The organism is Ramlibacter humi (genome assembly GCF_004681975.1).
GTDB classification, from domain to species: domain Bacteria; phylum Pseudomonadota; class Gammaproteobacteria; order Burkholderiales; family Burkholderiaceae_C; genus Ramlibacter; species Ramlibacter humi.
Genome location: NZ_SMLK01000009.1, coordinates 66,041 through 91,518, shown reverse-complemented (window position 1 = coordinate 91,518; position 25,478 = coordinate 66,041). Strand labels below are relative to the sequence as shown.

Sequence of the window (25,478 nt, the reverse complement as noted above, 5' to 3'; positions counted from 1 at the left end):
GATGGGCGCCGTGCTTCGCTCCACGGTGTTGGCGGTGGCGTGCGCCGGCCTGCTGCTCGCCTGGCCGCTCGCTTCGCTGTCCCAGCCGGCGGCAAGCCCGGTGGGCGCCGCTTCCGCCGAGGCGCCTGGCCCGCTGCCCAAGGACCTGCCGCTCCGGCGCGATGCCGGCGGGCCGGCGGACAACCCGCCCTGGCTCGCGTTGTTCGTGCTGGCGGGGTTGGCCATCGGCGCTGCCGTGTTCGTGGTGCGCCGTCGCGGCGCGCGCGGGCTGCTGCAGGCCTGGGCCGCCCCGCGATCCGGCGTTGCCGTCGAGCGAGTGGCCAGCCAGCCCCTGACACCGCAGGCCAGCGTGCACGTGGTGCGATGGCGGGGAGAGGAACTGCTGCTCGGCTGCACAGGGAGCCAGGTCACGCTGCTCGCACGCCATCCCGCGGAGAGCGGGGAAGGCCAGTCATCGTGATCTCCTGGATGCAACCGGCGGCGCGCCTGGGCCGCATCGGGCTCCTCGCTGTGCTGCTCTTGATGGCCGGCCTGCAGGCCAGCGCACAGGAAGCCGGCGAAGAAGTTGCCGCATCACCCGCGGCCGTCGCCAGCGCGCCCGCGGCGGTCGAGGCCCCGCGCGCCGCGCGTCCGGCGGCACGGGACAGCGTGCGCCGGCCGGCGGTGGCACCGGCGGGTGCGCCAGCCCGCATCGCTTCGACGGACACGGCGCAGGCCTTGCGCATCGTGCTGGGCCTGACGGTGCTGGCGGTGCTGCCCGCTCTGCTGATGTGCGTGACGTCGTTCCTGCGCACCATCATCGTCCTGTCGATGCTGCGCCATGCCATCGGCATGCCGGAGACGCCGCCCAACCCGGTGCTCATCGGGCTGGCGCTGTTCCTCACGCTGTTCACCATGGCGCCGGCGCTCACCCAGGTGAGCGAGAAGGCATTCCAGCCGTTCATGAACGGCACGATCGGCATGGAAGCCGCCTACCAGCGCGGCGCCGAGCCGCTGCGCGAGTTCATGGTCAGGCAGACGCGCGAGCAGGACCTCGCGCTGATGATCGAGCTGTCGAAGGCGAAGCCGCCGCGGTCCATGGACGACGTCAGCAACGTCCAGCTGATCCCGGCGTTCATGCTGTCGGAGCTGCGTGCCGCGTTCCAGATCGGGTTCGTGATCTTCCTGCCCTTCCTGCTGATCGACCTGATCGTCTCCAGCGTGCTGATGGCGCTGGGCATGATGATGATGCCGCCGACCACCGTGGCGCTGCCGCTGAAGATCCTGATGTTCATCCTGGTGGACGGCTGGACCCTGGTGCTCAGGGCGCTGGTGGGTTCCTTTCATTGATCGCAGTGGAAAGCAACCCCGAACACCTTTCCGCGGCGGCCGAAGAAGAGGCTGCGCTGTGGCGCCGGCTGCGCGACCAGGGCGACGCAGGCGCGCGCGAACGGCTGCTGGAAATGCACATGCCGTACGCGCGCGTGGTGGCCGGCAGCTACTACGCCCGGCGCTACCACGACGAGATCGAATTCGGCGACTATCTGCAGTACGCGTCGGTCGGCTTGCTGGAAGCGATGGAGCGCTACGAGCCGGGCCGCGGCGCGCAGTTCCGCACGTTCGCTGCGCGCCGCATGCACGGTGCCATCCTCAACGGCCTGGAGCGGCTGACCGAGAAGCAGCAGCAGATCTCGGCGCGCCAGCGCGTCCGCGCCGAGCGCATGCAGGCGATGAAGGACCTCGCGCGGGAGCAAGCCGGCCTCAAGCCGGGCGCGGCGCCCAGGACCACGGAACAGCTGTTCGACTTCATCGCCGAAGTGGGGCTGGGCCTGGCGCTGGCCTGGGTGCTGGAAGGCACCTCGATGGTCGAGGACCCGGACGGGGCCGAATCGGTGCCGTTCTACCGGGAGGTCGAGGTGCGGCAGCTGCGCGAGCGGCTGCTCCGGGCCATCGAGGAGCTGCCGCCTCAGGAGCGCACGGTGATCCGGTCCCACTACATCCAGGAAGTGCCGTTCGAGCAAGTCGCGTCCACCATGGGCGTGACGCGCGGGCGCATCTCGCAGGTCCACAAGCAGGCGCTGCTGCGCTTGCGCTCGGCGCTGGGCGGCGATGCCGGCATCGATGTATCGTTTTGAGCGGAGCCTTTCCAATGAATCCCAATCCCTCTTCGGCTGCCGCGACCCGGCTGCAGCGCCTGGCGGCGTACCTGAAGGAAGACCCCGCCAATCCCGCGCTGCTGGCCGACGCGTGCGAGGCGGCCATTGCCTGCGGCGAGCACCAGCGCGCGCGGGAATACATCCAGTCCGCGGAACGGCTGTCGCTGGACCCCGCCGAATGGACATTCCGCCGCGCCCGCCTGGCGATCGCGCAGCGGGAGTTGCCCGAGGCCGCGCGACTGCTCGAGCAGCTGGCCACGGAAAGCGGGCCGCACCCGGTGCTGGCGCACGACCTGGCGTACGTCCGCTTCCTGCAAGGCGATGCCGAGGCATGCCATGCCGTCCTGCAGCCGTGGCTGGAGCAGGCCGCGAAGCTGCCGGATCCGCAGCGCCGCGCGTTGCAAGTGCTGTGGCTGCGAGCCGAGCACCGGCTGCAGCATCTGGAAGAGGCGCTGGAGTGGGCGCGACGTCAGGACGGCGCCGGCACGCTGGATCCTGTCGCGCGGGGGGTGGCGAGCCTCATTGCCCTGGACGAGAACGAGCTGGACCTGGCCCGGCGCTGGGCCGAGGCGGCGTTGCTGGCCGATCCGACGCAGCACGAGACACTGGTCGCGCGGGGTTCGGTGGCACTGGCGGACGGCGACCTGCCCGGCGCGGCACGATGGCTGCAACAGGCGTTGCAAGGCCATCCGGACGATGGGCGCACCTGGTCCGCGCTGGGCTTCGCCAGCTTGCAGGCAATGAAGCTGCCGGATGCGCAGGCGCAGCTGGAACGCGCTGTCACCGCCATGCCGGAACACATCGACAGCTGGCACGCGCTCGCGTGGGCGCGGCTGCTGCAGGGTGACCGCGGTGCGGCGCTTGCCGCGCTGCGCGAAGCGTTGAAGCTGGATGCGTCACACGCCGGGACGCACGCGGCGTTGGCGCTGGTGCTGGCGTTGGGGGGCGAGCGAGAGGAGGCCGAGCGGCACCTGTCGGAAGCCGAGCGCCTGGATCCGGGCCATGCGACGTCGGCTTACGCGCGCGCGGTGCTGTCGGGACAGGCAGGTGACGCCCGTTCCTTGCAACAGCTGCTGCTGCAGGCGCGAAAGCCGCGCTGATGCGCGCTACGGGCGGGCGCCGCCGCGCACCAGCAGGTCGCTGAGCGCTTCGGCTGCCGAGGCCGTCTCAGGGTCGGCCTGGATCTGGCCTTGCACCGCATCCACCATTGAGCTGAACGACGAGTCGTGCAGCAGCTGCGGCCCCAACTGCTGCAGCAGCAGCGATTCGAGGAAGATGCGCAGGGCCTTGCGCTTGCGGTCGGGATCGTTGGCAGCAAGCGCCTGGATGCGCTGTGCGACGACGCCGGCCAGGTCCGACGGTTGATCCGCGGACGGCTCGGCGGCTTGGGCCTTGCCCCGCATGCGGCCCTGCTGGGCGCGAAATGCAGGAACCTGCGTACGCAGCAACAGCGCCAGGCGCTGGCTGGCGTCGATGAAAGTCATCGCGTACGCCTCAATGCAGCCCCTTGCCGTAGCCCGTCAGCAAAAAATGGCCGGCCGCGCCGTCAGCCGCGGGTACCGCAGTGCCGGCTTGCAAGCGTTCCACTTCATTGACCAGCTTGCGGATGTCCTCGCACACGGCGGGATTGGCGCCGGCGCACTGCAGCCCCGCGCGGTAGTGGTCCAGCGCTTCTCCGAAGCGGTCTTGCGCCAGTTCGGCGAAGCCGCGCACGAAATGCGGCAGCGCGTCCGTTTCGGGCAGTTGCGACAAGGGCTGCCAGGTGATGAGGGCGACCGCCGCGCGGCCTGAGCTGAACTGCAGCAAACCCAGCTGGTAGCGGGCCAGCGCGAAGGCGGGCGCCAGCAGCACGGCGTTGGCGAAAGCGGCTTCGGCCGCTTCGAGGTTGCCTGCGGCGGCATGCTCCGAGCCGATGAGGAAATGCGGGATGCCCGACACGGGAACCAACGCGGCGGCCTCGTTGAACGAGGTGAGGGCCGCTTCGGCCCGGCCCTGCTGGCTGGCGGCCAGGCCTTCGGAGATCAGCTGTTCGAAGCGGGGATTGGATTCCATGGCGGTGCGACGAGTTTAGGTCCCGGCCGGCAGGTGCGGGACCGGGCGCCGCGCCGGCTCTTCCCATACATCCACGCTTTCGCCGCGATGTTTAGCCGCCTAAACGCCGCGCGGGGCGGCTGGATGTATTTGCTGGAGGCGCCCCTTCGGCCTGCCGCAGACATCCAGCAAGGAACACACAAAAAATGGTAGCGATCATCAGCGGCATGCGGGCAGGCCTGAACCTCAGCTCGCGCGAGGTGCTCGGCCAGTCCGGCGTCATCGGCAGTGCCCAGTCCGGCCGCAACGGCCAGGGCGTCTACGTGAACGTTGCCAAGGGCCTGCTGGTCGTGCAGAACCAGGACGACTACCTGGCCGCGCGCGGCATCGATGCCGGCCTGCTGCGCACCTACAACAGCAAGGGATCGCTCAACGACGACAACGGCGACGGCTGGCTGTCCGGCATGCAGAAGCTGGTGGTCACCGGCACCGTCGGTGCGGCGGGCAGCACCGTGACGCGGGTCGGTGCGGACGGCAGCGCGGCCGTCTACGCCTGGGACGCGAGCCGCAACCTGTACGTCACCACCGAAGGCGCGGGCGCGTACGACACCATCGGCTACGTCGCCGCGGACGGCCAGTTCGAGTGGCGTGACGGCGCGACGGGCGCCATCGAGCGGTACGAAGGCGGCGGCGACCACCGCTTGCTGCTGGCCGCCGACACCAGCGGCAACGTCCTCACCTACGCCTACGGCAGCAACGGCTTCCTGAGCTCGGTGACCACCGCCAGCGGCGAGACCACGTTCTACGACTACACCGGCAACAACCTGACGCAGGTGCGCACTGTCGCGGGTGGCGTGACCACCACCCGCGTCCACTACGCCTACGACACGTCCAACCGCCTGACGACCGTCACGGTGGACCTCACGCCGGCCGACAACAGTGTGGCCGACCTGAACGTCTACAAGACCACGTACACCTACGACGGCACCAGCTCGCGGGTCGCCAGCATCCAGCAAAGCGACGGGACGCTGCTGTCCTTCACCTACGTCGATGCGGGCGGCGGTGACTGGCGCGTCGCCACCATCAAGGATGGCCTGAACCAGACCACCAGCTTCACCTATGGCAGCGGGTACACCACGGTCACCGATCCGCTGGGGCTCGTCACCCGCTACGACTACGACGCTTCCGCCCAGCTCACGAAGATCACGGCGCCCGCGGTCGGCGGCGCCAGCCCCACGCGCCAGTTCACCTATGACGCGAATGGCAACGTGGTCGCCGTCGCCGACGGCGAGTCCCGCACGGTCACCTATGCGTACGACGCCAACGGCAACCAGGTGCTGCAGCGCGACCAGGCGGGCAACACGGTCACGCGCACCTTCGACTCGCGCAACCAGCTGCTGACCGAGACCGTCTACCTGCAGCCGGATCCCGACGGCGCGGGTGCGGCGCTGCCGGGTGCGCCGCAGACCAGCCGCTACGTCTACGACGCGGGCGGGCGCAACCTCCTGCGCTTCACCGTCAGCGCGGAAGGGCGGGTCACGGAGCATCGCTACAACGCGTTCGGCGAGCGCGTGGCGTCCATCACCTATGCCGCGGGGCAATACCCCGTCGCCGGACTCGCGGCCACCGACACGCTGGCCGAGTCTGACCTGGTCGCCTGGTCCGGCACCCAGAACCTCGCGGCGACGCAGCGGGTCGACCTCACTTACGACGGCCGCGGCCAGCTGGCCACGCGCACCACGTACGCCAGGGTTTCTTCGGCCGGTGCGGGCGTCGCGGACGGCTCGCAGTCCGTGCAGCACTACGTGTACGACCAGGCCGGCTTGCTGTTGCAGACGGTCTCCGCGGCCAGCGGAACGACGACGTACACCTACGACGGCCTGGGCCGCGTGCTCACCGCCACCGACGCGAACAACCAGACCACCGTCACCCAGTACACCGACAACCTCGGCAAGACGAAGGTCACGCTCGCCAACGGGCTGATGACCACCAGCACCTACGACGCCGCCGGCCGGCTGGTGTCGGTGCTGCAGTCGTCTTCCGCCGGCACGCTGGGCGAGACGAAGTACTTCTACGACGCGGACAACCGCCTGCGCATGACGCAGGACCCGACCGGCGTGCGGCACTGGATGCTGTACGACGAAGCCGGCCGCAAGACCGCCGACATCGACGGCAACGGTTCGATGACCGAGTACACGTACGACCGCGCTGGGCTGCTCGTTCGTCAGGTCGCCTGGGGCACGGCGGTCAGTACCGCCGGGCTGGTGGACGCCGGCGGGTTGCCGGTCACCACCGTCACGGCCGCGAGCCTGCGGCCCGCGGCGGGTGCCGGCGACGCGGGTGTCTGGCGCCAGTACGACAGTGCGGGGCGCCTGGTGCGCGAAGCTCGCAGCACAGGCATCGGCGCGGTCAACCTGGCGGCGGTCACCGATTACAGCTACGACGGCGCGTCGCGGCTGGTGCAGACCACGCAGTACGCGAACACGGTCACCGCCGGCAGCTTCACGGGCGCCGTCGCAGCCCTGACCGTGCCCGCGGCCTCCGGGCAGGACAGGGTGGCGCGCCGCTTCTACGACGCCGATGGCCGGCTGGCGGGCAGCCTGGACGCCGAGGGTTACCTCACCGCTTACCGGTACACCGCGGCCGGCCAGCTGGCCGAGACCGTCGCCTACGCCACGGTGACCAATGCAAGCTTGCGCGCCAGCGGCACCCTGGCCCAGCTGCTGCCGGCTTCCGCGCCCGGGGACATCCGCACCGTCACCTTGTACGACGGCAAGGGCCAGCCCATCGCGCAGGTTGACGGCGAGGGTTACCTTACCGAGAACGCCTACGACGCCGACGGCAACCTCACGCTGTCGGTGCGCTATGCCAGCCGCGTGAAGGCCGCGGTGGCGGCCGACAGCCTGGTCGACGCCATCCGTCCCGACGCGAATCCGGGCGATCGCAGCACCCAGAAGGGCTACGACGCCCTGGGTCGGCTGCAGTTCGAGATCACGCCGGAAGGCGTGCGCACGGACTATGCCTACGACTCGGCCGGCAACCTGGTCTCCACGGTGCGCGCGGCCGCCACGTCCGAGGCACGCACGTTCCTGGCGGCCTACGACCTCCAGGGCCGCCTGACGGGCGAGCTGTCGGCCGAGGGCGCCGCGCTGCTGACCGGCGGCCAGACGCAAGCGCAGATCGACGCCATCTGGGCGCAGTACGGCGTCCGCCACGCTTACGACGCCGCGGGCCGGCGCATCTCCACCACCGATGCGGCGGGCAACAAGACGCTGTTCTTCTACGACGCCGACGGCGCGCTCAGCTACACCGTCAACGCGCTTGGCGAAGTGCAGGAGCAGCGGTACGACGCGCGCGGCCGTCTCACCGACAGCATCCGCTACGTCAACCGCATCTCGCTGGCCGGCCTGGTGGGCGGGCTGACACCCGCGGGGCTGACCGCAGCGGTCGCCGCCGCGGCGAATGCGGCCGCGGACGGCCACGTCACGTACACCTACACCCGTGACAGCGAGGTGGCCTCGAGCACCGACGAAGTCGGCACCGTCACGACGCAGGCCTACGACGTCTTCGGCGACGCCATCAGCCGCCAGGTGAGCGGCACCGCCGTCAACTTCGGCGAGACCTACACGGTGGACCGCCGCGGCCAGCGCACCGGCACGCTGCAGGATGCCGGCGGGCTGAACGTCCTGACCTCCTCCATGTACGACGCCTTCGGCCGGCTGGTGCGCTCCATCGACGGCAACGGCAACGTGCGCGAGCAGGTGTTCGACCGCCTGGGCCGCGTGGTCACGCAACGCGACCCGCTCAATGCGCTGCGCACGACCAGCTACGACGCGTTCGGGCGCGTGCTGACGCAGACCGACGAACTGGGCAAGACCACCAGCTACGCCTACGACGCCGCTGCGCGCACGACCACCGTGACCACGCCCGAAGGCATCGTCACCGTCACCGCCTACACCCGCCACGGCCAGGTGCTGAGCATCACCGACGGCAAGGGCCAGGTCACCAGCTACACCTACGACCGCGACGGCCGGCTGAAGCAGACCAGCACGCCGCTGACGTCGACCAGCAGCAGCTACGACGGCGCCGGCCGCCTGGTGCAGACCATCGACGCCGCCGGCAACCAGGTGGCGTACACCTACGACGCCGCCAACCGCGTGCTCACCCGCCGGGTGGACCCCGCGGGCCTGAACCTCACCACGGCGTACCAGTACGACGGCAAAGGCCAGCAGGTTTCGGTGACCGACCCGAACGGCGTGGTCACCACGCGCCAGTTCGACCGCAAGGGCCAGGTGCTGCGCCAGACCGTGGACCCCACCGGGCTGAACCTGCAGACGGTGTACACGTACGACGCGCGCGGCAACGCGCTCACGGTCATTTCCCCGGGCGGCTCCGTCACGCAGTACGCGTACGACACGCTGGGCCGCCGCACGCAGGAAAAGACGGCCGTCGACACCGCCGGCCTGTTCATCACCCGCAGCTGGACCTACGACCGCAACGGCAACGCCGTCAGCAGCACCGACGGCAACGGCAACGTCACCCGCTACGCCTACGACGCGGACGACCGCCTCGTGTTCACCGTGGACCCCCTGGGCGGCGTCCAGCAGAACACGTACGACGCGGCAGGTCGCGTGGTGAAGACGGTGGCTTATGCCACCCCCATCTCGCTGGCCGGGTTGCCGACGCCGGTGGGCCTGGCCGACATCCAGCCGCGCGTCGCCCCCCAGGCCGCGCAGGACCGGGTGCAGCACCGCGTGTACGACGGCGACGGCCGCCTGACGTTCACGATCGACGGCACCGGCGCGGTGGTCCGCTACACGTACGACGCCAACGGCAACGTCGTGGCGCGCACCGGCTACGCCGCGCGCATCGACCTGGCAGCCTGGACGGCCGGCACGGAGCCGGCCGTCGTGGCGGACTCTGCGCACGACGCCGTGGCCCGCACCGTGTACGACGCTTTGGACCGCGCCATCTACAGCATCGATGGCGTCGGCGCGGTGGTGGCCCAGGTCTACGACGGCAACGGCAACGTGCTGCAGCGCACGGCGTACGCCACCGCCATCCCGGTGACCACGGCGCCGACCGCTTCGGCCATCGGCGCCGCCGTCGCCGCGGTGGCCAATGCCGCGCGCGACGCCAGCGTGCGCAATACCTACGACGCCGCGGGCCGCCTCACCTGGTCGGTGGACGGCGTAGGCGCCGTGACCCAGCGCACCTACGACGGCAACGGCAACGTGGTGAAGCTGGTGGCGTATGCCACGCCCATCGGCGCCACGGCCGCGCCTTCCAGCGTGACGGCGGGGCCCCTCGACCGTTCCACCGCGATGGCCTACGACGCCGCCAACCGCCTGGTCTTCCAGGTGGACGCGACGCGGGCCGTGACCGAACAGGTCTACGACGCGGACGGCAACGTCCTTCGGCGCACCCAGTACGCCACTGCCATCGCCACTGTGCCGGCGCTGGGCATCGCCGGCACGGTGGCTGCCATCCGCGCCGCGATCGTGGCCAGCGCCACGGCCGACCGGACGGTGCGATACGGCTACGACCTGGCCGGCCGCCAGGTGCTGGCCATCGATGCCATGGGCTCGGTCACCGCCACGCAGTACGACGCTGTGGGCCACGTCATCGCGCAGACGTCGTATGCGACGGCGGCCAACACGTCCGGCCTGCCGCCCGTGCAGGCCCTCTACCAGATGCAGGCGTTGGTGGTTGCCAACAGCGCGGACCGCACCACCCGCCACGCCTACGACGCCGCGGGCCGCCTGGTGTACGAGGTGGACGCGCTCGGCCACGTCACCGGGACGCAGCGCGATGCGCTGGGGCAGGTCACCCGCACCACGCGCTACTGGGGCCCCATCGGCTCTTCCATGCCGAACACGGCGGCCGGCATCGCCGGCGCGTTGCATGCCGACGCGCGCGACCAGACCGACATCTACACCTACAACGCCGCGGGACTGCGCATCACCGCGACGGACGCGCTCGGCGGCACCGAGTCGTACACCTACGACGCGCTGGGACGCAAGCTGAGCTTCGTCAACAAGAGCCACTTCACCTGGACCTACGCGTACGACGCGGCCGGCCGCATGACGACGGAAACGACGCCGCAGGTATCGCTGACCAGCGTCACCACCAATGGCGCCGGCAACCTGGTGGCCGGGGCGACGGCCAGCGCCGCCATCGTCACTCGCCTGGCCTACGACGCGCTGGGCAACCTCGTCGAGCGCACCGAGGCGCTGGGCCGCGCCGAGCAGCGCACCACGCGCTACGAGTACGACGCGCTGGGCCGCCAGGTGCGGGTGATCTACCCGCCGGTCGGCGTGTACAACGCCGCCGGCGACAGCGCCGCGACCAACGGTGCCACCGGTGTCGCCACCCGCGTGGAAACCACGCAGGTGCTGGAAACCCGCACGATCTACGACGCCCTGGGCAACGCCGTGGCCGGCGTGGACGTCGGCGGCGCGCTGAGCCAGAAGGTCTACGACCTGATGGGCCGGGTGCTGTACGAAGTCGACGCCATGGGTTACGTCACCGGCTACACGCGCAATGCGTTCGGCGAAGTGACGAGCCTGCTGCGCTACGCAGCCGGCACCACGCTGGCCAACGGCACGGTGACGCAAGCTTCGCAGGCTGCGACCAAGGCGCAGGTGGAGTCCGTGCTGAACGCCGCGGGCTTCGACCACAGCCGCGACCGCGTTCTGCTCAGCAGCTACGACCGGGCCGGACGGGTGGTGGAAACGCGCGAGCCCGACGCGTTCGTGTCCAGCGTGCTCGGCTCGGGCGCGGTCCAGACCGGCACCGCGGGCAAGACCACGCGCAACACCTGGGACGCTTTCGGCCAGCTGGTGCAGTCCAAGGTCCTGAGCGACCAGGTGGCCGGCACCTGGGCCACCACCACGCACTACTACAACGCCCTGGGCCGGGAAGAGGCTGTGGTCGATGCGCTGGGCTACCTCACCACGCGCATCTACGACGCCATGGGCAACGTCACCGAGGTGAAGGAGTTCGCGACCGCCGTGGCCGCGGGCTGGGGCCTGGCGGGCTACGTGCGCCCGTTGGACAACGCCGACGACCGCACGACCGCTTACGCTTACGACGCGCTCAACCGGAAGATCGGTGAGACGAGGAAGAACGTCGAGTACAGCGCCGCGTCCAACGGCACCAGCACCCGCGGCGACCTGGCCACCACGTACGCCTATGACGCGGTGGGCAACCAGACGGTGGTGACCGACGCGAACGGCAAGTCGACCTACACCTACTACGACGCGCTGGGCCGCATCACGGCGGTGGCCGCGCCGGGCCGCAGCAGCACCCCCAGCGGCACGACCCTGGTCCCTCTGACCGAATTCCGGCGCGACGCGTACGGCAACGTGCTGGTGAAGATCGAACGCGCGAACGGCGCGGCCAGCGCCACCGCGACCGGGTACACGGCCGGCGCCGATTCGGCCGCCGACCGCACCACCCTCGCGGCCTACGACAGCTTCGGCCGCGCGGTGCAGTCGACCAACGCCAACGGGGCCAGCGAGTACACCTCGTACGACGCCTGGGGCCACGTGGCCAAGCACTGGCAGGGCGTGACGGGCAACGACGGGGTCACCCGCACCGCCTTCGAGCTGGACTTCTACGACAAGCTGGGCCACCTGGTCGAGTCGCGCACGCCCGCCTCCACCGCGGTCTACGGCGGCGGTTCCATCTCCGTGGTGGGGCAGGGCACCGCGGGCGTGGTGTCCACGGCGATCGAATACAACGCCTTCGGCGAAGTCACCCGCAAGGGCGTGCAGGGCGGCCGGCAGGAATACTTCGACTACGACAACGCCGGGCGCCTGTGGCGCACCAACACGGGCGATGGCGTGGACCGCATCTACCTGTACGACGTGCAGGGCAACCAGACGTCGGAGATCCGCAGCTCCGGCGCCGGCGGCAGCAACAGCGACATCAAGGCTTACGCCAGCGCCCAGTCCGCCGCGGCCGATCCGTACACGCGGCGCGTGGACATCCGTTACGACCTGATGGGCCGGGTGACGGCCCGTACGGAGGCCGCGCGGCAGGAACTGCAGGGCGGGGTGGGGGTGCACCGGCAGTTCGTGGGCGCCACCGTGGCGCTGAGCGCGCAGAACCAGTCGGGCGAGAGCTCCTTTCCGCTGCCGAGCGCGCTCAATCGAGTCAACCTCAGCTGGAACAGCCTCAGCGCGTTGGGCAGCGGCGACGTCAAGGTCTACGTCGAGTACCTCACGCCGGTGGTGGTGCTCAACGGCTCCGGGGAAAACAGCGTACCCATCATCGTCAGCGGCGGCACCGCGCGTTCATTCACCTCGGGCGTCCTGAACGGCGACGCGACCGCGGGAGGTGCCACGCTGGAGTGGACCGAAAACCCGGCCAGTTCCAGTGACGTGGGGGTCGGGCGCATCACCCGCGTCGTGGTCTACAAGAAAGACGTGGCCGGCAACTGGCAGGTGGCCGTGGACCAGGGTCCCGGCTACGGCAGCAACGACATCACCGTCGCCACGCCGCCGGACCCCAATACCGCCGTGACGCTGGAATTGCGCGCGGCCGGCACCACGGGCAGCGGGGGCTGGTGGACGGTAGGCCTGGTGAATTTCGGCAGCAACCTGCGGTTCGATGCGCGCAGCCTGCCCATCGGAAGCTACGAATACCGGGTGACGGCGGCCCCCGCCAACGAAAGCGCGCGCGTCATCGGCACCGGCACGATGGGACTTTCGCAGCCGCCGCTGAACTCCATCAGCGCCGACATCAGCTCCAATCGGCTCGGCCTGCCTGCCGGCGTCATGACCTGGAGCGATCCGGGTGCTGGATACGAGCAGGTGCTTCGCTTCCGCGCCAGCGGCAGCACGGGTGCATGGTCCACCCTGTCCGTCGGGCCGTGGGCCACGCCCTGGCCGTACCCCGCGGCGACCTATTCCGGCGTGGACACCCGCGCGCTGGCCGCGGGCAGCTACCAGTACGAACTGATCTGGACGACCGGTGGCGTTCCCGTCGCGCACGCCACTGGCAATTTCAACGTGGTGGCGGCAGTGCCCGCGCAATGGGTGCCACCGGTGAACCTGCCCAACATCACGGGCGTGGCGATCGGCACCGGCACGGTGGGCGGCACGATCGTCGGTTACGACGAAAGCCACGTGCCGATCTATTCCGGCGGCACCACCGTGCCGGCCCTGCAATGGAGTGCTGCGGGCGCAACGGTGGCGCGCTACCGCGCTTCCCCGAGCAGCGCATGGAACTACCTCACCATCGACAGCAGCGGCCAGAGCAGCGGCGAATCAGGCTATTCGGGCATTCAGAAGGTGCTGCTCAATGGCATACCGCCAGGCACCTACCAGTTCGAGATCCTGACGGGATCCCCTGCCACCGCGCAGGCGACGGCCAACGTCACGATCTACCCGCAAGGCGCAGGCTGGTACGAAACGGTCAACGTGCAGGTGCCCGTGCGGACGCCGGTGATCCTCTACTACACGCCGGTGTACGAGACCCGCTACGGCACCCGCTCGGTGCCGTACTCGGTCTGGGTGAATGACCCCCCGTACCAGTACGTGGGCGGCTACGACGAGGCAGGGCGGCCGATCTACTACTGGGCTTACCCCGGCCATTACGAAACCCGTTACTACACGGAGACCTACAGCTACCAGGTGCAGGTGGGCCAGGCGCCGTTCTACGCCAGGGACGAGAGCGGCAACATCATCTACCAGACCACGTACACCACGCAGACGCAGCAGGTGTGGCATGCGGGCACGACCCCCACGCCGACGAGGCAGGTGACCACCCCGCCGTACACGGCGGGCTACTGGACGCAGGCCACCCCTGTGCAGTACGGCGTGTCGGTGTCCACGACGCCGGGCTCGACATTGATCAGCGGCACGGACGGCGCGGCCACGTCGCAGTCGGCCGGCCTGAACGGCGACAACCGGATGCTGCGGCCGACGGTCTACCAGACGACCGACCGCTGGGGCAACGTGCTGGAGGTGAGCGATCCGCGCTCGCCCTACTGGAAGACCACGTACAAGTACAACGCCAACAACCAGCTGGTGCAGCAGAAGCAGCCGGACGTGGCGGGCGCGCAAAGCAGCGCCAGCCCGGTGACGACGATCTACTACGACCAGCTGGGCCGGCAGGTGGCGGTGAAGGACGCCAACGGCAACGTCAACGGCCAGGTGTTCGACGCGGGCGGCAACCTGGTGCAGGAGCTGCATGCCGACGGCGGCGTGGTCACCCACTCGTACAACGCGTTCGGCGACAAGGTGCGCACCGCGGACGACACCGGCCGTTCGGTGGGCTACACCTACGACAAGATGGGCCATGTGCTGAGCATGGCCAAGGGCGTGGCGGGGGTGTATTCCGCCTACGACAACTGGCTTCACAACACCGACACGCGCAACATCACCGACAGCTGGACGTACGACCAGCTGGGCCGCAAGCTGACGCAGACCAACGGCAACGGCGAGACGGTGAAGTACACCTACGACCTGCGCGGCAACGTCATCGAGACGTGGCAGCCGCTGGGGCAGGTGCTGCGCAACACGTACGACGCGCAAGGCCGCAAGACGGGCGAAGTGGACGCCAATGGCGCGGCCAGCACCTGGACGTACGACTATTTCGGGCAGCTTCGCGGCCACGTGGACATGGGCGGGGCGACGTACTACTACGCCTACGACAACGCGCGGCAGCTCACGGCCCAGAGCAGCACCCGCGGCCAGTCGATCACGTACACCTACGACGCCGCGGGCCAGGTCACGGTGATCCAGGACTGGGCGCTGAACAAGGTGAGCACCTACGCGTACGACCTGGGCGGGCGCAAGCTGCGCGAGCGGGTGACGCAGGCGGGCATCACCTACCAGGACAACCACCTGGCGTACGACGCGCAAGGCAACCTGCGCGACGTGGCGGACGCGCGAGCGCACGTGGTGATGGAGTACGACAAGGTGGGCAACCGCACGCGGGTGTCCACGTATGTTGACTACCAGGGCGTGGGCGGGGAGGCGTTGTCCAGCACGGACCGGTACTTCAAGTACGACGCGATGAACCGCCAGATCGTGGTGGACGCGGTGAACGCGGCGGGCGACCTGGGCGGGCAGGGCCACCAGATCACCTACGACCACGCGGGCAACCGCACCAGCGACACGTACTGGGGCCCGAAGGTGACGGCCGTCAGCACGCAGACGGTGACCTATGACGAAAGCAGCGGGGCTGCGATCTACTCCAACCCGCAGGTGGACTACGTGCAGAGCACGGGCTACACGGTGGAGACCTACGCCTACGACAACCTGAATCGCCTGAAGAGCGTGAGCAAGGACGGCACGCAGATCGACCTGCGCTTCTACGACGGGGCTGACCGGGTGGTGGCCTCGGGGCCTGTGGGCATGTTGCCGCAGAAGTACGCCGAGATCATCAACGCGGGCCTGAGCCCCGACCAGATGAATGGCAAGGAAACGCGGGTCAACCGCTACGACGCGAACGGGCGGCTGCTGCACCAGAAGATCCTCAAGAGCGACGGCGCCGCCAAGGTGGACATCAGCTGGGACAGCGCCGAGAGCTACCTGACGGGCTGGAGATTCCTTGGTTTCGGGGAGGGCAGCGAGCCGATCTACTGGAGCGCCGACGGCTACGACGCGGCGGGCAACGCGCTGGGTTACATCGTGAACAACCACGACGGCTCGGAGTACTTCAACGAGTACAGCAGCACCCTGGGGCGCTACGAGGGCTACAAGGCCACGTACACCAGCGGGGCCTCCACCAAGCTGAACCCGGGCAACAACACGCAGACGTACGACGCCAACGGGTACCTGGTGGGCATCACCGACGCGACCCAGGGCAACAACAACCGCACGTTCGTGAACGATGCCAACGGCGTGGCGCTGTACGTGAACCAGGCGGGCAACGTGCAGCGGCAACTGGTGGTGAAGGGGGAGGTGCTGGGGATTTACGGGGCGAGGGTCAACCCGAGCAACCCGAGCTCGGGGTACGAGAACAACCCGAACTTCGCGAACGTGGTGGATTTTGATTTCGGGTACTCGAAGATCAGCGCGAACTACCCGAACGCGACGCCCGGGGCGTACACGGTCAAGACCGGCGACACGCTGCAGAGCATGGCGCAGAGCGCCTATGGGGACAGCTCGCTGTGGTACCGCATCGCGGAGGCCAACGGGCTTGGCAGCAGCAACGACCTGAAGGTCGGGCAGACGCTGAACATCCCCAATCGCGTCTCGACGATCAACAACAACGGGAGCACGTTCAAGCCGTACGACCCGAGCGAGATCGAGGGGGACAAGACACCGAACCTGTCGACGCCCAAGCCGAAGAAGGGGAGTTGGTTCGCGCAGCTGCTGATGGTCATCGTCGTCGTCGTGGCGACGATTTTCACGGCTGGGTTGCTGGCAGGTGCGTCCGGGTCTTTCGCGAGCATCATGAGTGCCGGTGCGTCCGCGCTGGGGGGGGCGGCCACGGCCGGCGTCGCTGCAACGATTGGCCCCGTCGCGACTGGCGCGATTGCAGGCGCCGCAGGCTCACTTGTCGGACAGATTTTCGGTGTGGCGACAGGGCTGCAGGATTCGATCAACTGGAAGGGGGTTGCACTCGGTGCGATCAGCGCGGGGGTCACGAGCGGCCTCGGGGCTGTCCCTGCACTGTCCGGCAATACTCTGGGCGTGACGATGGCGCGTGTGGCGCTCGGAAATGCCGTCACACAAGGCATCGGCGTTGCGCTCGGACTGCAGAACAAATTCGACTGGAGGAGCGTAGCCGCAAGCGCTGTCGGCGCGGGCGTCGGGCAGGTGGTTGGCGAGCCACTTACGAATGCTTTTGGCAGCTTCGGTGGTAGGCTGGCGACTGGCTTGATAGCGGGAGCTGCTACTGCGGCGATGCGAGGCGGGAAGGTGGCGATTGAACAGGTTGCCATCGATGCGTTTGGCAATGCGTTGGGGAGCTCGATTGCGGAAAGTGCAAATGGAGCGGGGCCTACCACTCAAGGATTTGGTCCTTCATCAAGCTGGGACCACGTCAACGGCATGGATCTGCAGAGCGACCAGGCCTACGAGGCTCGGCGCGCGCAGGAGTGGATCGGGCAGAGCGACGCAATTCAGGATCGTCGGCTGTACGAAAACTCGGTGGCAGTAGCGCAGGAGCGATTCAGAGCAACCGAAGTTGCCTACCGACAGAGCACGGATGCAGGTGCGACGTCGATGGCATACCGCGCCGATGACAGAGGTCTATTTGGCGCGGCACTTCGGGCCACCAGTGGAAATCGGCAGCAGGCCTTGGCCGTCCTGGGAAGCTGGAACGAGCAAGGCGTCTACCGGGTGGATCGAAACAACAGTCCGATCATGCGCGACGGTCAGGCGCTACCCTGGGTTGATGTCGCCGGAATGACCAGCGAGCAGTTGGCGGCAGCGGCGCAGCGCGGCGCGAGCGTGTTGAGCGCCAACACAGCCACGATGCAAGCGAACGCACGCGCGGCGACTTTGGTGGCAATGGGCGGGAGCGGCGCACCCCCTTCGTCCTTCGACGACGAAGCCGAGCATGCGATGTGGATGGAGCGCACTCGAAAGCCCGCAGAGATGCGGGCCATCAAACCCGGTGTTTGGGAGCAGGTCTATGGGTCGCCAGACGTTCAGCGCTCATTGAATCACGGGATCGTTGGCCCGTTCATCGTTAAGCCGCTGATCAATCTGGGAGGGAAAATCAATGGTTGGTTGAGCGACGACCGCTACGACTTCGCACAGCTTCGCCATCTAAACCCCGTGGAGTCGAAGAACGCGGGCATTGATGTCATCATTGGCACGGCCACCGCGCTAGTTCCGAGTCCGAAGGCAGCGTTGATGCGATCGGAGCTGAACTTCGATCGAGCTATGGCCGAACAGGCGAACGCCGCTCTTCGCTCAGAAGCTGCGGCCAACATTCGCGAGGCGCGCAACATCCTGCGAGACGCTGGTGTTCCCGTGCAGGCGCGGAATGAAATCATTCGGTCATTCGAAGCGGAGACCTTCCGAGTAGAGCGGGCCGCCTCTGAGCAAACTGCACTTCGTGTGTTTGATGATTCGTTCGCGCGACTCGAAGGACGCTACGTGTCACCGGACTTCTTCTCGAATCAGACTGATCGCATCCGAAACTTCGCACTGATGAAGAATTCCGCAACGCGACTAGGAGAGGTGACCATCCCAGAAGGCAGTGTCATGTTCACAGGCCGTGTCGCGGCCCAGCCTGTGTATGGTCCTGGACTAACCGGTGGTGCAAATCAAATCTTCCTCACTGGTCCATTGAGCAATTACGGATTCCGTGAGGTTATGCTTCCGCGCTAAGGAAACGAAATGACGACAACTCTGATCCAAGAGGTTGATGCTCTTCAGCAGAAGATCGCTGCGTCGGCGGCAGCTCACGGCAGTGTCGAGTGGTATCTCAAGAACCACCTAGACGAGTTTGCTGCTGCTGCTCCTGCAGGCGGAAGCTACTTGGAGAACGCCGCTAGAGCCCTGATGCGCTTCTGTACGGAGAGCATGGATTGGGACACCCCTCTTTACCGAGAGGCCATAGCGATTGCCGAGCGTGGATTGCGCTTGGCTAAAGGCTAACTTTCTGCTTGCCCTGTCCTGTCCGTGTGTCCGCTACGCGTTTGCAGCCTCAGACTACCGGCTTTTTGAGCAAATCTGGGTCGATCTGACGCCTCAGAGCAGCTGGATGGCGCCGCTCGTCACGCTTGCTTTCGTGTCCGATACTTCATTCAGCTAAATTTCGACGAGCGCGGCGCTACTTTCTCTGTCCTTTCGGCGGACAGTCTGTTTTTTCCTCGATTTGCCTGCCCTTAACACCGAAGAGCCAACGCTTTTTCTCTGCCAAAGCTGACCCATACCGCTCCGTGGCGTGCGTAAGCGCGTTGCATGTCGCTCAGGTCCAACTGATTCCAAGCTTCTCCCGGCGTCAAGCCGCCCAAGGCCGAGTGCGGCCTTAGGTGGTTGTAGAAGAGGCGGAAGCGCTCTAAATCACCTTGCGTTGCCGCGCCGCTGTCGACCACGCGCTCGCGCAGCGCGGACTTGAGTGTTCCGAAGAAGCGTTCGATGCGGCCATTGCGCCAGGGCTGCCGCGGTGGGCCGTGGCGATGAGAGACTTGAAGCGCCTGCAGCGTGGTGCGCCACATGCGCGAGAAGAACATGGCCTCGCAGTCGGTGCGGATGGATTCGGGAATTCCGAATCGTCCGATCGTGATCAGCAGATGCCCAAGCAACGTGAAGGCGCACTTCGAAGACAGATGGCGCAGCAGCAGGGCCTGACGAGAGCCGGCATCCAGGATGCCCAAAACTGGCCACTGACGATGCAAGAAGGTGATGTCCAGAGCCCAATGGCGGCGTAGCGGCATAGGCGCTGGTGAGCGCCGCTTGCGCGCGCGACGCATTTGCTCGATGGCGAGCGCGTGATCGCGCATGACTTCCCAAGCGAAGGTGTGGCCAATACGGGCTGCGGAACCGTGAGCGCGGTTGAAGGCTTCCTTGACCTTCCGGCAGCTGCGCAGGTGACTGGCGAGGTAGATCACTTCCTGCACGACCCATTCCGGCTTGCGGCGGGCCGTACTTCCTGCTGCCGGATCAGATCGCGAGCGGCGACAGCGGCGTGGAGCGCTCGATCGCGTGGGTGCGCGCATTGCCAGCAGCAACAGGAGCGCAGCTGCGGCCATCAAGACAAGGATCGCCATGGACGTACATCTCTATGGCAGAGGTGGCGTGCCAAGGTCCACCCTGTTCATCCCCCAAACAAGTCCCCAAACATCGCCGCGTACCCCTCCGGCGGAAACGCCGGATTCGAGTTGGCCTCCAGCCACCAGACCTGGCCTTCCTCATCGATGACCCCGTCCAGCGAATACGCGACCGGCGCCGGCATGTTCTCCAGCAGTTTCGCTGCAAAACGGCTGCCGGCGGCCTCGATCGCCTGCATCGCCGGCGCGGGGATCAAAGCCATCTCGTTGTCGGATTGCAGGCTGCTGGCGGCGGGCCGGTACTCGCGGCCATAGCGATAGTCCACCAGTACGGACGTTCCCTTCTTCGGAACGTCGGCCAATGCGAGGTCCTGGAAGGCCAGGCAATCCTGCACCACGTGCCGCTCCTTGTACGTCTCCAGGTCGGCGTTGTGGCCGCTTTTCAAGCGTTGATCGACAAGCGCGTGCACCGTCGAAGAGCCGTCGGCAAGCACTTCGGAAGGCTCCCGCAGGTGAGCAAAGAAGGCCCGTTGTCCCCAGTACCACACCTTCAGCGAACGGCCGCGGATGAATTGCTCCGCGAACACCGTGCCGTTGCCGGTGGCCAGCCTGCCTTTCGGCGGGGCCGTGCCCGCCCGGAAGGGGCCGGCGAGCTCATAACCGAAAGAACCCATCGATCTTTTCAGGATGTAGTCCCGGTTGGGGGACGGAGATTCCGCGGCCAAGTCCCAGCTGGCGGGTGTCAGCAATCCGGCTTCGCGCACGAACGTCTTGAAGTAAAGCTTGTCCCTGGCCAGTTCGTACTTCACCAGCCGATAGGGCAGCCAGCCGATGAAGCCACCGGTGTCGGGCGTCAGCGCGGGCATGTTGAAGAAGCGGCCATTGATCGCGCCAACGAACTGCGGAAACAGGTGGTAGTAACGGCCCCGGCATTTCACTTCCATCTCGAAGTTCATCACGTCGAGCTCGATGGACGCCTGGGTGCTTCGCCCCCATTCCTGTACTGCACGGAAATGGGTGAGAAATGCGTTGATGTAGGCCATGGTCGTCGCTAGGAAAGTGGATGTGGAAAGCGGGCCACGGGGGACACAGGGTGGCTCACCATGGCTTCCGGCAAGCTGCCATAGCCGAACGCGAGGGGGATGCAGTCCGGCACAAGCACCCGCACCGCGCGGGCACGCCGTCCGTCCAGTTGCCGGGGTGCACTGTTGCCGGGAAGTTCTACCCAGTAGACCGGCCGTCTGCCCGCGACAGTCTGCAGCCGATCCCGCAGATTGGTGGGCCAGCGGATCTCTGGTGCGATGACAGCGGCGTCCGGAGGGCCGATCAGCACGTCCGCACGACGGAAGCGGCCACGCGTCGCGTACAGGTTGGCGTGGTCTTCCGGCGATGCGACTTGCCGCATCGGCATGGCTTTCGGCCTCGCGGTCGCTGTGCAGCGCACGACGGCCGCGAACTCGGCTTCGGTGAAGGCCCGCTCGATGCTGGAAAGCAGGTCGGAGCCGCAGGCCGACCCGGCACAAACAAACGCCAGCCGCGCATTCCGGATCAGGACCAGGACGGCAGGGCCCAGGCCCATCGTCATGCAGAGGACCGTGGCCTCGCAACCGATCGCCTGCAGGCGACCGATCCTTTCCTGAATGTCGGACGGCAGCGAATCCGGCTGGACACGATCGGCCGGGGCTTGGGCCAGCCAATGCCGGACGAACGCATCGCGCTCTATCAATTCGTAGGTGGCACGTTCGATGGCGACGTCGATGTCCGCATCGGCGGCACAACCGGAGGACGTTGGGCGGGCCAGCGAGGGCCCCCCGCCGCCCTCGGGCGGTAGGCGGGCACCGTGTACGCACTCCGCCGGCAGCCAGACCTTCTCGCCAGTGGTCCATTCTTTCGCCTGTACCCAGCGATGCTTCTTGTCGATGTTGAATGCCTTGACGCGCAGCGCAGGATCGGCGAATTGGCGCCGTGTGTACCGCACGAATGCATCGGGATGCACTGCGCCGGGCAGCTCCGACATTCGCGCTTCCACAGTTGGGGCTGGCTGCCGCAAAGCCTGCCTCTCAGCGTATTCGCCCAAAGCCTTGATCAGTGCTTGCCGGGGGTCATGCGAGCGTCCCCAGGCGACGAAAGCCGGCCGTTGTCCGGCAGGCGTGGCAGGCGCCGCTTGAGCAATGGCAAGGCCTCCATGTCCCGGCAGATCCATCCAGGCGAGTCGAGGCATGTCCTCGTCGTCTCCATTTCGGTGACACGCTCCGATGCCTGCTGCATAGAGCATGTACTGCGAGCTCAGGGCACAAGAGGCTGGCAGGTGCTCTTCGTCCAAGGGCAGGTCCTCCGCCCAGCCCATGCCCCGCGAGGCCGCCCACTCCTTCGCCTGGTGCGCGATCGCTCCGGCTTCCAGCAGCGCGGATCTCGCGCATGTCGCACTTGGCTGGATAGATGCGCTGACCAGCAACAGGACCGACTGGCGGACCAGCAGCAGCGGGTCGTGCATCGCGCGGTAGATTTCCGTGCCAACGGGACCCAGGTAGCGAAGGCTGCCGATGGGCGAATCCCCCGCTCGGGATGGGCGGTACGCTCCCTCCGCAAGCGTGCCGATGCGTCGCAGAAGCACGAACGTGAGCTGGAGTGCGTCTGTGTCAGCGAGCAGCCCGGCCAGTTGGACTAGGTCTTCTTCGGTCGGAAGGACGTGGCCTTCGGTGGGCGCGGCAGTGGAGGTGGATGGGCTTGTCGAGGGGGACCGCAAGGCCCGCAGCGCGGCAACCTGCGCGTCGACCAGGACGCCGGCATCGACCAGCGAAGCGAGGAACCTTGGAAAATTGGACGGTCCCCATTTCGCACCAGCCCGTGCTGTGAGCGTGGCGAGATCGCTTTGGCCGTCGCACCATTCGGCCAGAGCTTTCAGGTAGCGCGAGTTGGCCCGCACCACAAGTTGGCCATCGGGTGCCCGGACCGTCAGCGATCGGCCTCGCACCACGCCCGGCCCTGCAAGGACCGGACGGATCTGGTGAGATGCTGCTTCTTCCACTCGGAAACGCGTGCGGCCGGAGAGAGCGGAGCTCTCTCCGGCCGAGAGGAGCCGAGATGAGGGTCAGCCCTCGGCAGGTACCAGGCGCTCCATCGCCATGGTGACCGAAACGCCGTTGTCCAGGCCCCGCCACGGAGCGGCCGGGCCTTGCTGGTCACGGACATGGCTCAGCACAGGGAAGCCTTCGGCGATGAAGCTGAAGCCGTTCTCGACGATGATGTTGTGGAGTTGGGTGGAGGCCGGCAGATCGTGGAAGACCGGGCGTACATGCACCCATCCTGACTCGTGCGCCACCTGTTCGGGCAGGTCGTAGTGCAGGATGAACGGCAGCTCGCGGAATTCCAGCCCGGTGCCTTGGTTCATCTCCGCCATGGTGTGGTGGATGTTGTACGTGCCCCACCATTCCTTGCGCTGGCCGGCCGGGTCCTTGCGCGCGACCCACAGCGGATGGTCGCTGGACAGGAAAAGGACCTGGTCGCCGAGGCCGCGCAGTTCGATCACGCGGCGAGTGAGGCCCAGTGTCGTGGTTTCAGTCTTCTCGACGCGCTTCGGGCCCGACATCGTCATGACCATTTCGCCGGCACGCACCAATTCGATGGGCTTCAGCGATCCGTCGGCCATCCCGACGCGGTTTCCAGCGAGCAGGCACGTCGTCTCTTGGGTACACGCGTCTCGCAGCAGATCCTGCGGGTTGCCCGGCCGGTACGGACGCTGATAGATAGACCAGCCGTCCCTGGCGTCAGCCTCGGAGGAACGGGTCAGGAGATAGCTTTGCTCCCCGTCGATGTAGACGGGACCTTCGTGGCGGGTGATGATGCCCATGGCAGTTTCCTTTCTCGCTCGGTCAAAGGGCTGATGCAGGTATATCCACGGATTCCGTGCCCTGTTTAGCGGCAGGCGAGGGATCGACCGCGCGTGCGGCGCTCGTCCCCGATACCGCTGTCTCCTGCTCCCCCCAACCAAGCCCGCTGGCGTGCTCTCAACCACTCACTGCGGCGGCACCGCCTGCGGCCCCAACAGCACTTCCCCACTCGCTATCGCCTCGTTCACCGACTTCATCGCCGTGAGCGCCCGCGTGTAGCGGGTGACGTACCGCATGGGGAAGAACCCTCCTGCCAGATTGCGGTAGGCAGCGTTGTACGAGTCGTGCCCATCGGTGATGGGCGCCACCGCCATGCGTTGCGCGTAGAAGCCGTAGTTGCCCATGATCACGTCCTGGGCTACCGGCGACAACCTGGAGCCCGCGCCGATGCCGATCTCGTGGTCGTGCGTTGCGACCACCATGCGCTGCTCGGGAATGATGTCCATGTACGAGGCCTGCGGGTCGCGCATCGTGCGCGGGTACGCGTTGTCAATCACCACGCATTCCCGCGCCAGTTCGCTGGCCATGCGCAGCACGTAGAGCGGGTCGATGTACCCGTACAGCACGCCGGCGATCACCACCACGTCGTGCAGGGCCGCCGCGCTGGCCGGTGCGCGGCCGCGGGTCTGTCCCTCCAGCCAGGCCGTGATGTCGGAATGGTGGATGGTCACGCCGGCGGACAGGTCTTCGCTTTCGAACAGCGCCCGCGCGATGCGCACGTATTCGTCCTGCACTTCGACCCCGGTGTAGTGCGCCGCCCCGTGCCGCAAAGCCCAGTACCCCGTGCCGCCGATGCAGCAGCCCAGGTCCAGCACGGTCTTGCCGTCCAGGGTGCCCGGGGGCAGCATGGCCGCGTGCTTGTGGTTCATGCTTTCCGGGGTCGTGGGGCTCACCGCCCGCAGGCGCCGGTTGTCCTCGGTGATCCAGAGGCTGTCGTGGTTGAAGACGTTCATTTGACGGCCAGGATGCCGCAGAAGTTGGCGGCACGCCAGAAGGTCTGGACGTGGCGGAAGCCGGCAGCGCGCAAGGTGTCCTCGTTCCATTGCTGGGTCAGCGGCACCAGCACGCCTTCCAGCGACAGCTTCTTGCGGTGGATGGCTTCTGCCGTGTAGCCGTTGTCGGCCTTGAAGCGGTAGTACTCCTCGTTGAAGATGGCGTCCATCAGGGGGTCCTGCTGGATGGTTTTCTCCACCAGGATGAAGGCGCCGCCGGGCTTGAGGTTCTCGTGGATGCGGTTCACCAGGCGCGCGCGGTATTCGATGGGCACGAACATCAGCGTGAGCACCGACAGCACCAGGTCGGTGGGGCGATCGAACACGGAATGCTCGTACCGCAGGTCGTCGGCGAGGATGGTGACGGCCCGGCCCGTGAAGCGCGATTGCATCGTCCTGCGCATCGGTTCCGAGACTTCCACCGCGTAGAACTGGCAATCCGGCCGTTCCGCCAGCAGCGGCGCCAGCGCGTCGCCGCGCGAGGCCCCGATGTCGATGACGACACCACCCCGCTCCGGCACGAAGCGCCTGGCCAGGCGGGTGACCCAGTTGCGCATGTCGGCGTAGCCGGGGATGGAGTTCTCCAGCATGGCATCGAACACGCTGGTGACGTTCTCGTCGAAAGCCCATTTGTCCGCGGCGGGGAGCAGGTTGTCCGCGGGCTTGCGGTGCCGCTCCAGCGTCGCGGCGCCTTCGTCGATCGCACGATGGGCTTGCGGGTTCAGGTTGCCCATGTCGGCCT

The 25,478-nt window shown here is 67.4% G+C and carries 14 protein-coding genes; 6 read left to right on the top strand and 8 right to left on the bottom strand.

What is annotated here, in order from left to right; genetic code table 11:
* Position 1: 1 nt before the first annotated feature.
* Genes EZ216_RS19630 through EZ216_RS19615 form a run of 4 tightly spaced genes read left to right on the top strand, consistent with a single transcriptional unit; the run spans position 2 to position 3,235 of the window.
* On the top strand, positions 2 to 460 hold the full coding sequence (locus EZ216_RS19630) for a flagellar biosynthetic protein FliO (RefSeq protein ID WP_135251488.1): 459 nt from the start codon (positions 2 to 4) through the stop codon (positions 458 to 460).
* Complete coding sequence (gene fliP / locus EZ216_RS19625; protein WP_239024451.1) at positions 457 to 1,329, top strand: flagellar type III secretion system pore protein FliP; 873 nt, start codon at positions 457 to 459, stop codon at positions 1,327 to 1,329. The genes EZ216_RS19630 and fliP overlap by 4 nt, the downstream gene beginning before the upstream one ends.
* A 5-nt stretch (positions 1,330 to 1,334) precedes the next feature.
* On the top strand, positions 1,335 to 2,114 hold the full coding sequence (locus EZ216_RS19620) for a sigma-70 family RNA polymerase sigma factor (protein WP_239024450.1): 780 nt from the start codon (positions 1,335 to 1,337) through the stop codon (positions 2,112 to 2,114).
* 14 nt (positions 2,115 to 2,128) lie between these two features.
* A complete protein-coding gene (locus tag EZ216_RS19615; protein ID WP_135251487.1) occupies positions 2,129 to 3,235 on the top strand; it encodes a tetratricopeptide repeat protein in 1,107 nt (368 codons plus the stop codon).
* Between the two features lie 6 nt (positions 3,236 to 3,241).
* On the opposite strand, the gene EZ216_RS19610 is transcribed toward EZ216_RS19615, so the two are convergent.
* Together EZ216_RS19610 and EZ216_RS19605 are read right to left on the bottom strand one after the other, a co-directional pair.
* Complete coding sequence (locus EZ216_RS19610) at positions 3,242 to 3,619, bottom strand: hypothetical protein (protein WP_135251486.1); 378 nt, start codon at positions 3,617 to 3,619, stop codon at positions 3,242 to 3,244.
* Between the two features lie 10 nt (positions 3,620 to 3,629).
* Positions 3,630 to 4,187, bottom strand: coding sequence for a tetratricopeptide repeat protein (locus EZ216_RS19605; RefSeq protein ID WP_135251485.1), 558 nt, complete (start codon positions 4,185 to 4,187; stop codon positions 3,630 to 3,632).
* A 185-nt stretch (positions 4,188 to 4,372) separates the two neighbouring features.
* On the opposite strand from EZ216_RS19605, the gene EZ216_RS19600 reads away from it, so the two are divergent.
* A complete protein-coding gene (locus EZ216_RS19600; RefSeq protein WP_135251484.1) occupies positions 4,373 to 18,469 on the top strand; it encodes a LysM peptidoglycan-binding domain-containing protein in 14,097 nt (4,698 codons plus the stop codon).
* A gap of 9 nt (positions 18,470 to 18,478) precedes the next feature.
* On the top strand, positions 18,479 to 18,739 hold the full coding sequence (locus tag EZ216_RS19595; RefSeq protein ID WP_135251483.1) for a hypothetical protein: 261 nt from the start codon (positions 18,479 to 18,481) through the stop codon (positions 18,737 to 18,739).
* Positions 18,740 to 18,969: 230 nt separating this feature from the next.
* Here the strand turns inward: EZ216_RS19595 and EZ216_RS19590 are convergent, their stop codons facing one another.
* From EZ216_RS19590 to EZ216_RS19565, 6 genes are all read right to left on the bottom strand, one after another.
* Positions 18,970 to 19,854, bottom strand: coding sequence for an integrase core domain-containing protein (locus EZ216_RS19590; RefSeq protein ID WP_135251482.1), 885 nt, complete (start codon positions 19,852 to 19,854; stop codon positions 18,970 to 18,972).
* A gap of 47 nt (positions 19,855 to 19,901) precedes the next feature.
* Positions 19,902 to 20,897, bottom strand: coding sequence for a hypothetical protein (locus EZ216_RS19585; protein WP_135251481.1), 996 nt, complete (start codon positions 20,895 to 20,897; stop codon positions 19,902 to 19,904).
* Positions 20,898 to 20,905: 8 nt separating this feature from the next.
* Entirely contained in the window at positions 20,906 to 22,882 is a 1,977-nt protein-coding gene (locus EZ216_RS19580; protein WP_135251480.1) for a YcaO-like family protein, read from the bottom strand.
* Positions 22,883 to 22,945: 63 nt separating this feature from the next.
* A complete protein-coding gene (locus tag EZ216_RS19575; protein ID WP_135251479.1) occupies positions 22,946 to 23,704 on the bottom strand; it encodes a hypothetical protein in 759 nt (252 codons plus the stop codon).
* A gap of 165 nt (positions 23,705 to 23,869) precedes the next feature.
* Positions 23,870 to 24,697, bottom strand: a complete 828-nt coding sequence (locus EZ216_RS19570) for a class I SAM-dependent methyltransferase (protein WP_167772983.1) — start codon at positions 24,695 to 24,697, stop codon at positions 23,870 to 23,872.
* A complete protein-coding gene (locus EZ216_RS19565) occupies positions 24,694 to 25,470 on the bottom strand; it encodes a methyltransferase domain-containing protein (RefSeq protein ID WP_135251477.1) in 777 nt (258 codons plus the stop codon). The genes EZ216_RS19570 and EZ216_RS19565 overlap by 4 nt, the downstream gene beginning before the upstream one ends.
* Positions 25,471 to 25,478 lie beyond the last annotated feature (8 nt).

Coding starts and splice junctions, on each gene's coding strand:
- EZ216_RS19570 (WP_167772983.1), bottom strand. CDS start 24,697: ATGAACGTCTTCAACCACGACAGCCTCTGGATCACCGAGGACAACCGG.
- EZ216_RS19600 (WP_135251484.1), top strand. CDS start 4,373: ATGGTAGCGATCATCAGCGGCATGCGGGCAGGCCTGAACCTCAGCTCG.
- EZ216_RS19615 (WP_135251487.1), top strand. CDS start 2,129: ATGAATCCCAATCCCTCTTCGGCTGCCGCGACCCGGCTGCAGCGCCTG.
- EZ216_RS19585 (WP_135251481.1), bottom strand. CDS start 20,897: ATGGCCTACATCAACGCATTTCTCACCCATTTCCGTGCAGTACAGGAA.
- EZ216_RS19595 (WP_135251483.1), top strand. CDS start 18,479: ATGACGACAACTCTGATCCAAGAGGTTGATGCTCTTCAGCAGAAGATC.
- EZ216_RS19575 (WP_135251479.1), bottom strand. CDS start 23,704: ATGGGCATCATCACCCGCCACGAAGGTCCCGTCTACATCGACGGGGAG.
- EZ216_RS19590 (WP_135251482.1), bottom strand. CDS start 19,854: ATGGCGATCCTTGTCTTGATGGCCGCAGCTGCGCTCCTGTTGCTGCTG.
- EZ216_RS19565 (WP_135251477.1), bottom strand. CDS start 25,470: ATGGGCAACCTGAACCCGCAAGCCCATCGTGCGATCGACGAAGGCGCC.
- EZ216_RS19610 (WP_135251486.1), bottom strand. CDS start 3,619: ATGACTTTCATCGACGCCAGCCAGCGCCTGGCGCTGTTGCTGCGTACG.
- EZ216_RS19605 (WP_135251485.1), bottom strand. CDS start 4,187: ATGGAATCCAATCCCCGCTTCGAACAGCTGATCTCCGAAGGCCTGGCC.
- EZ216_RS19630 (WP_135251488.1), top strand. CDS start 2: ATGGGCGCCGTGCTTCGCTCCACGGTGTTGGCGGTGGCGTGCGCCGGC.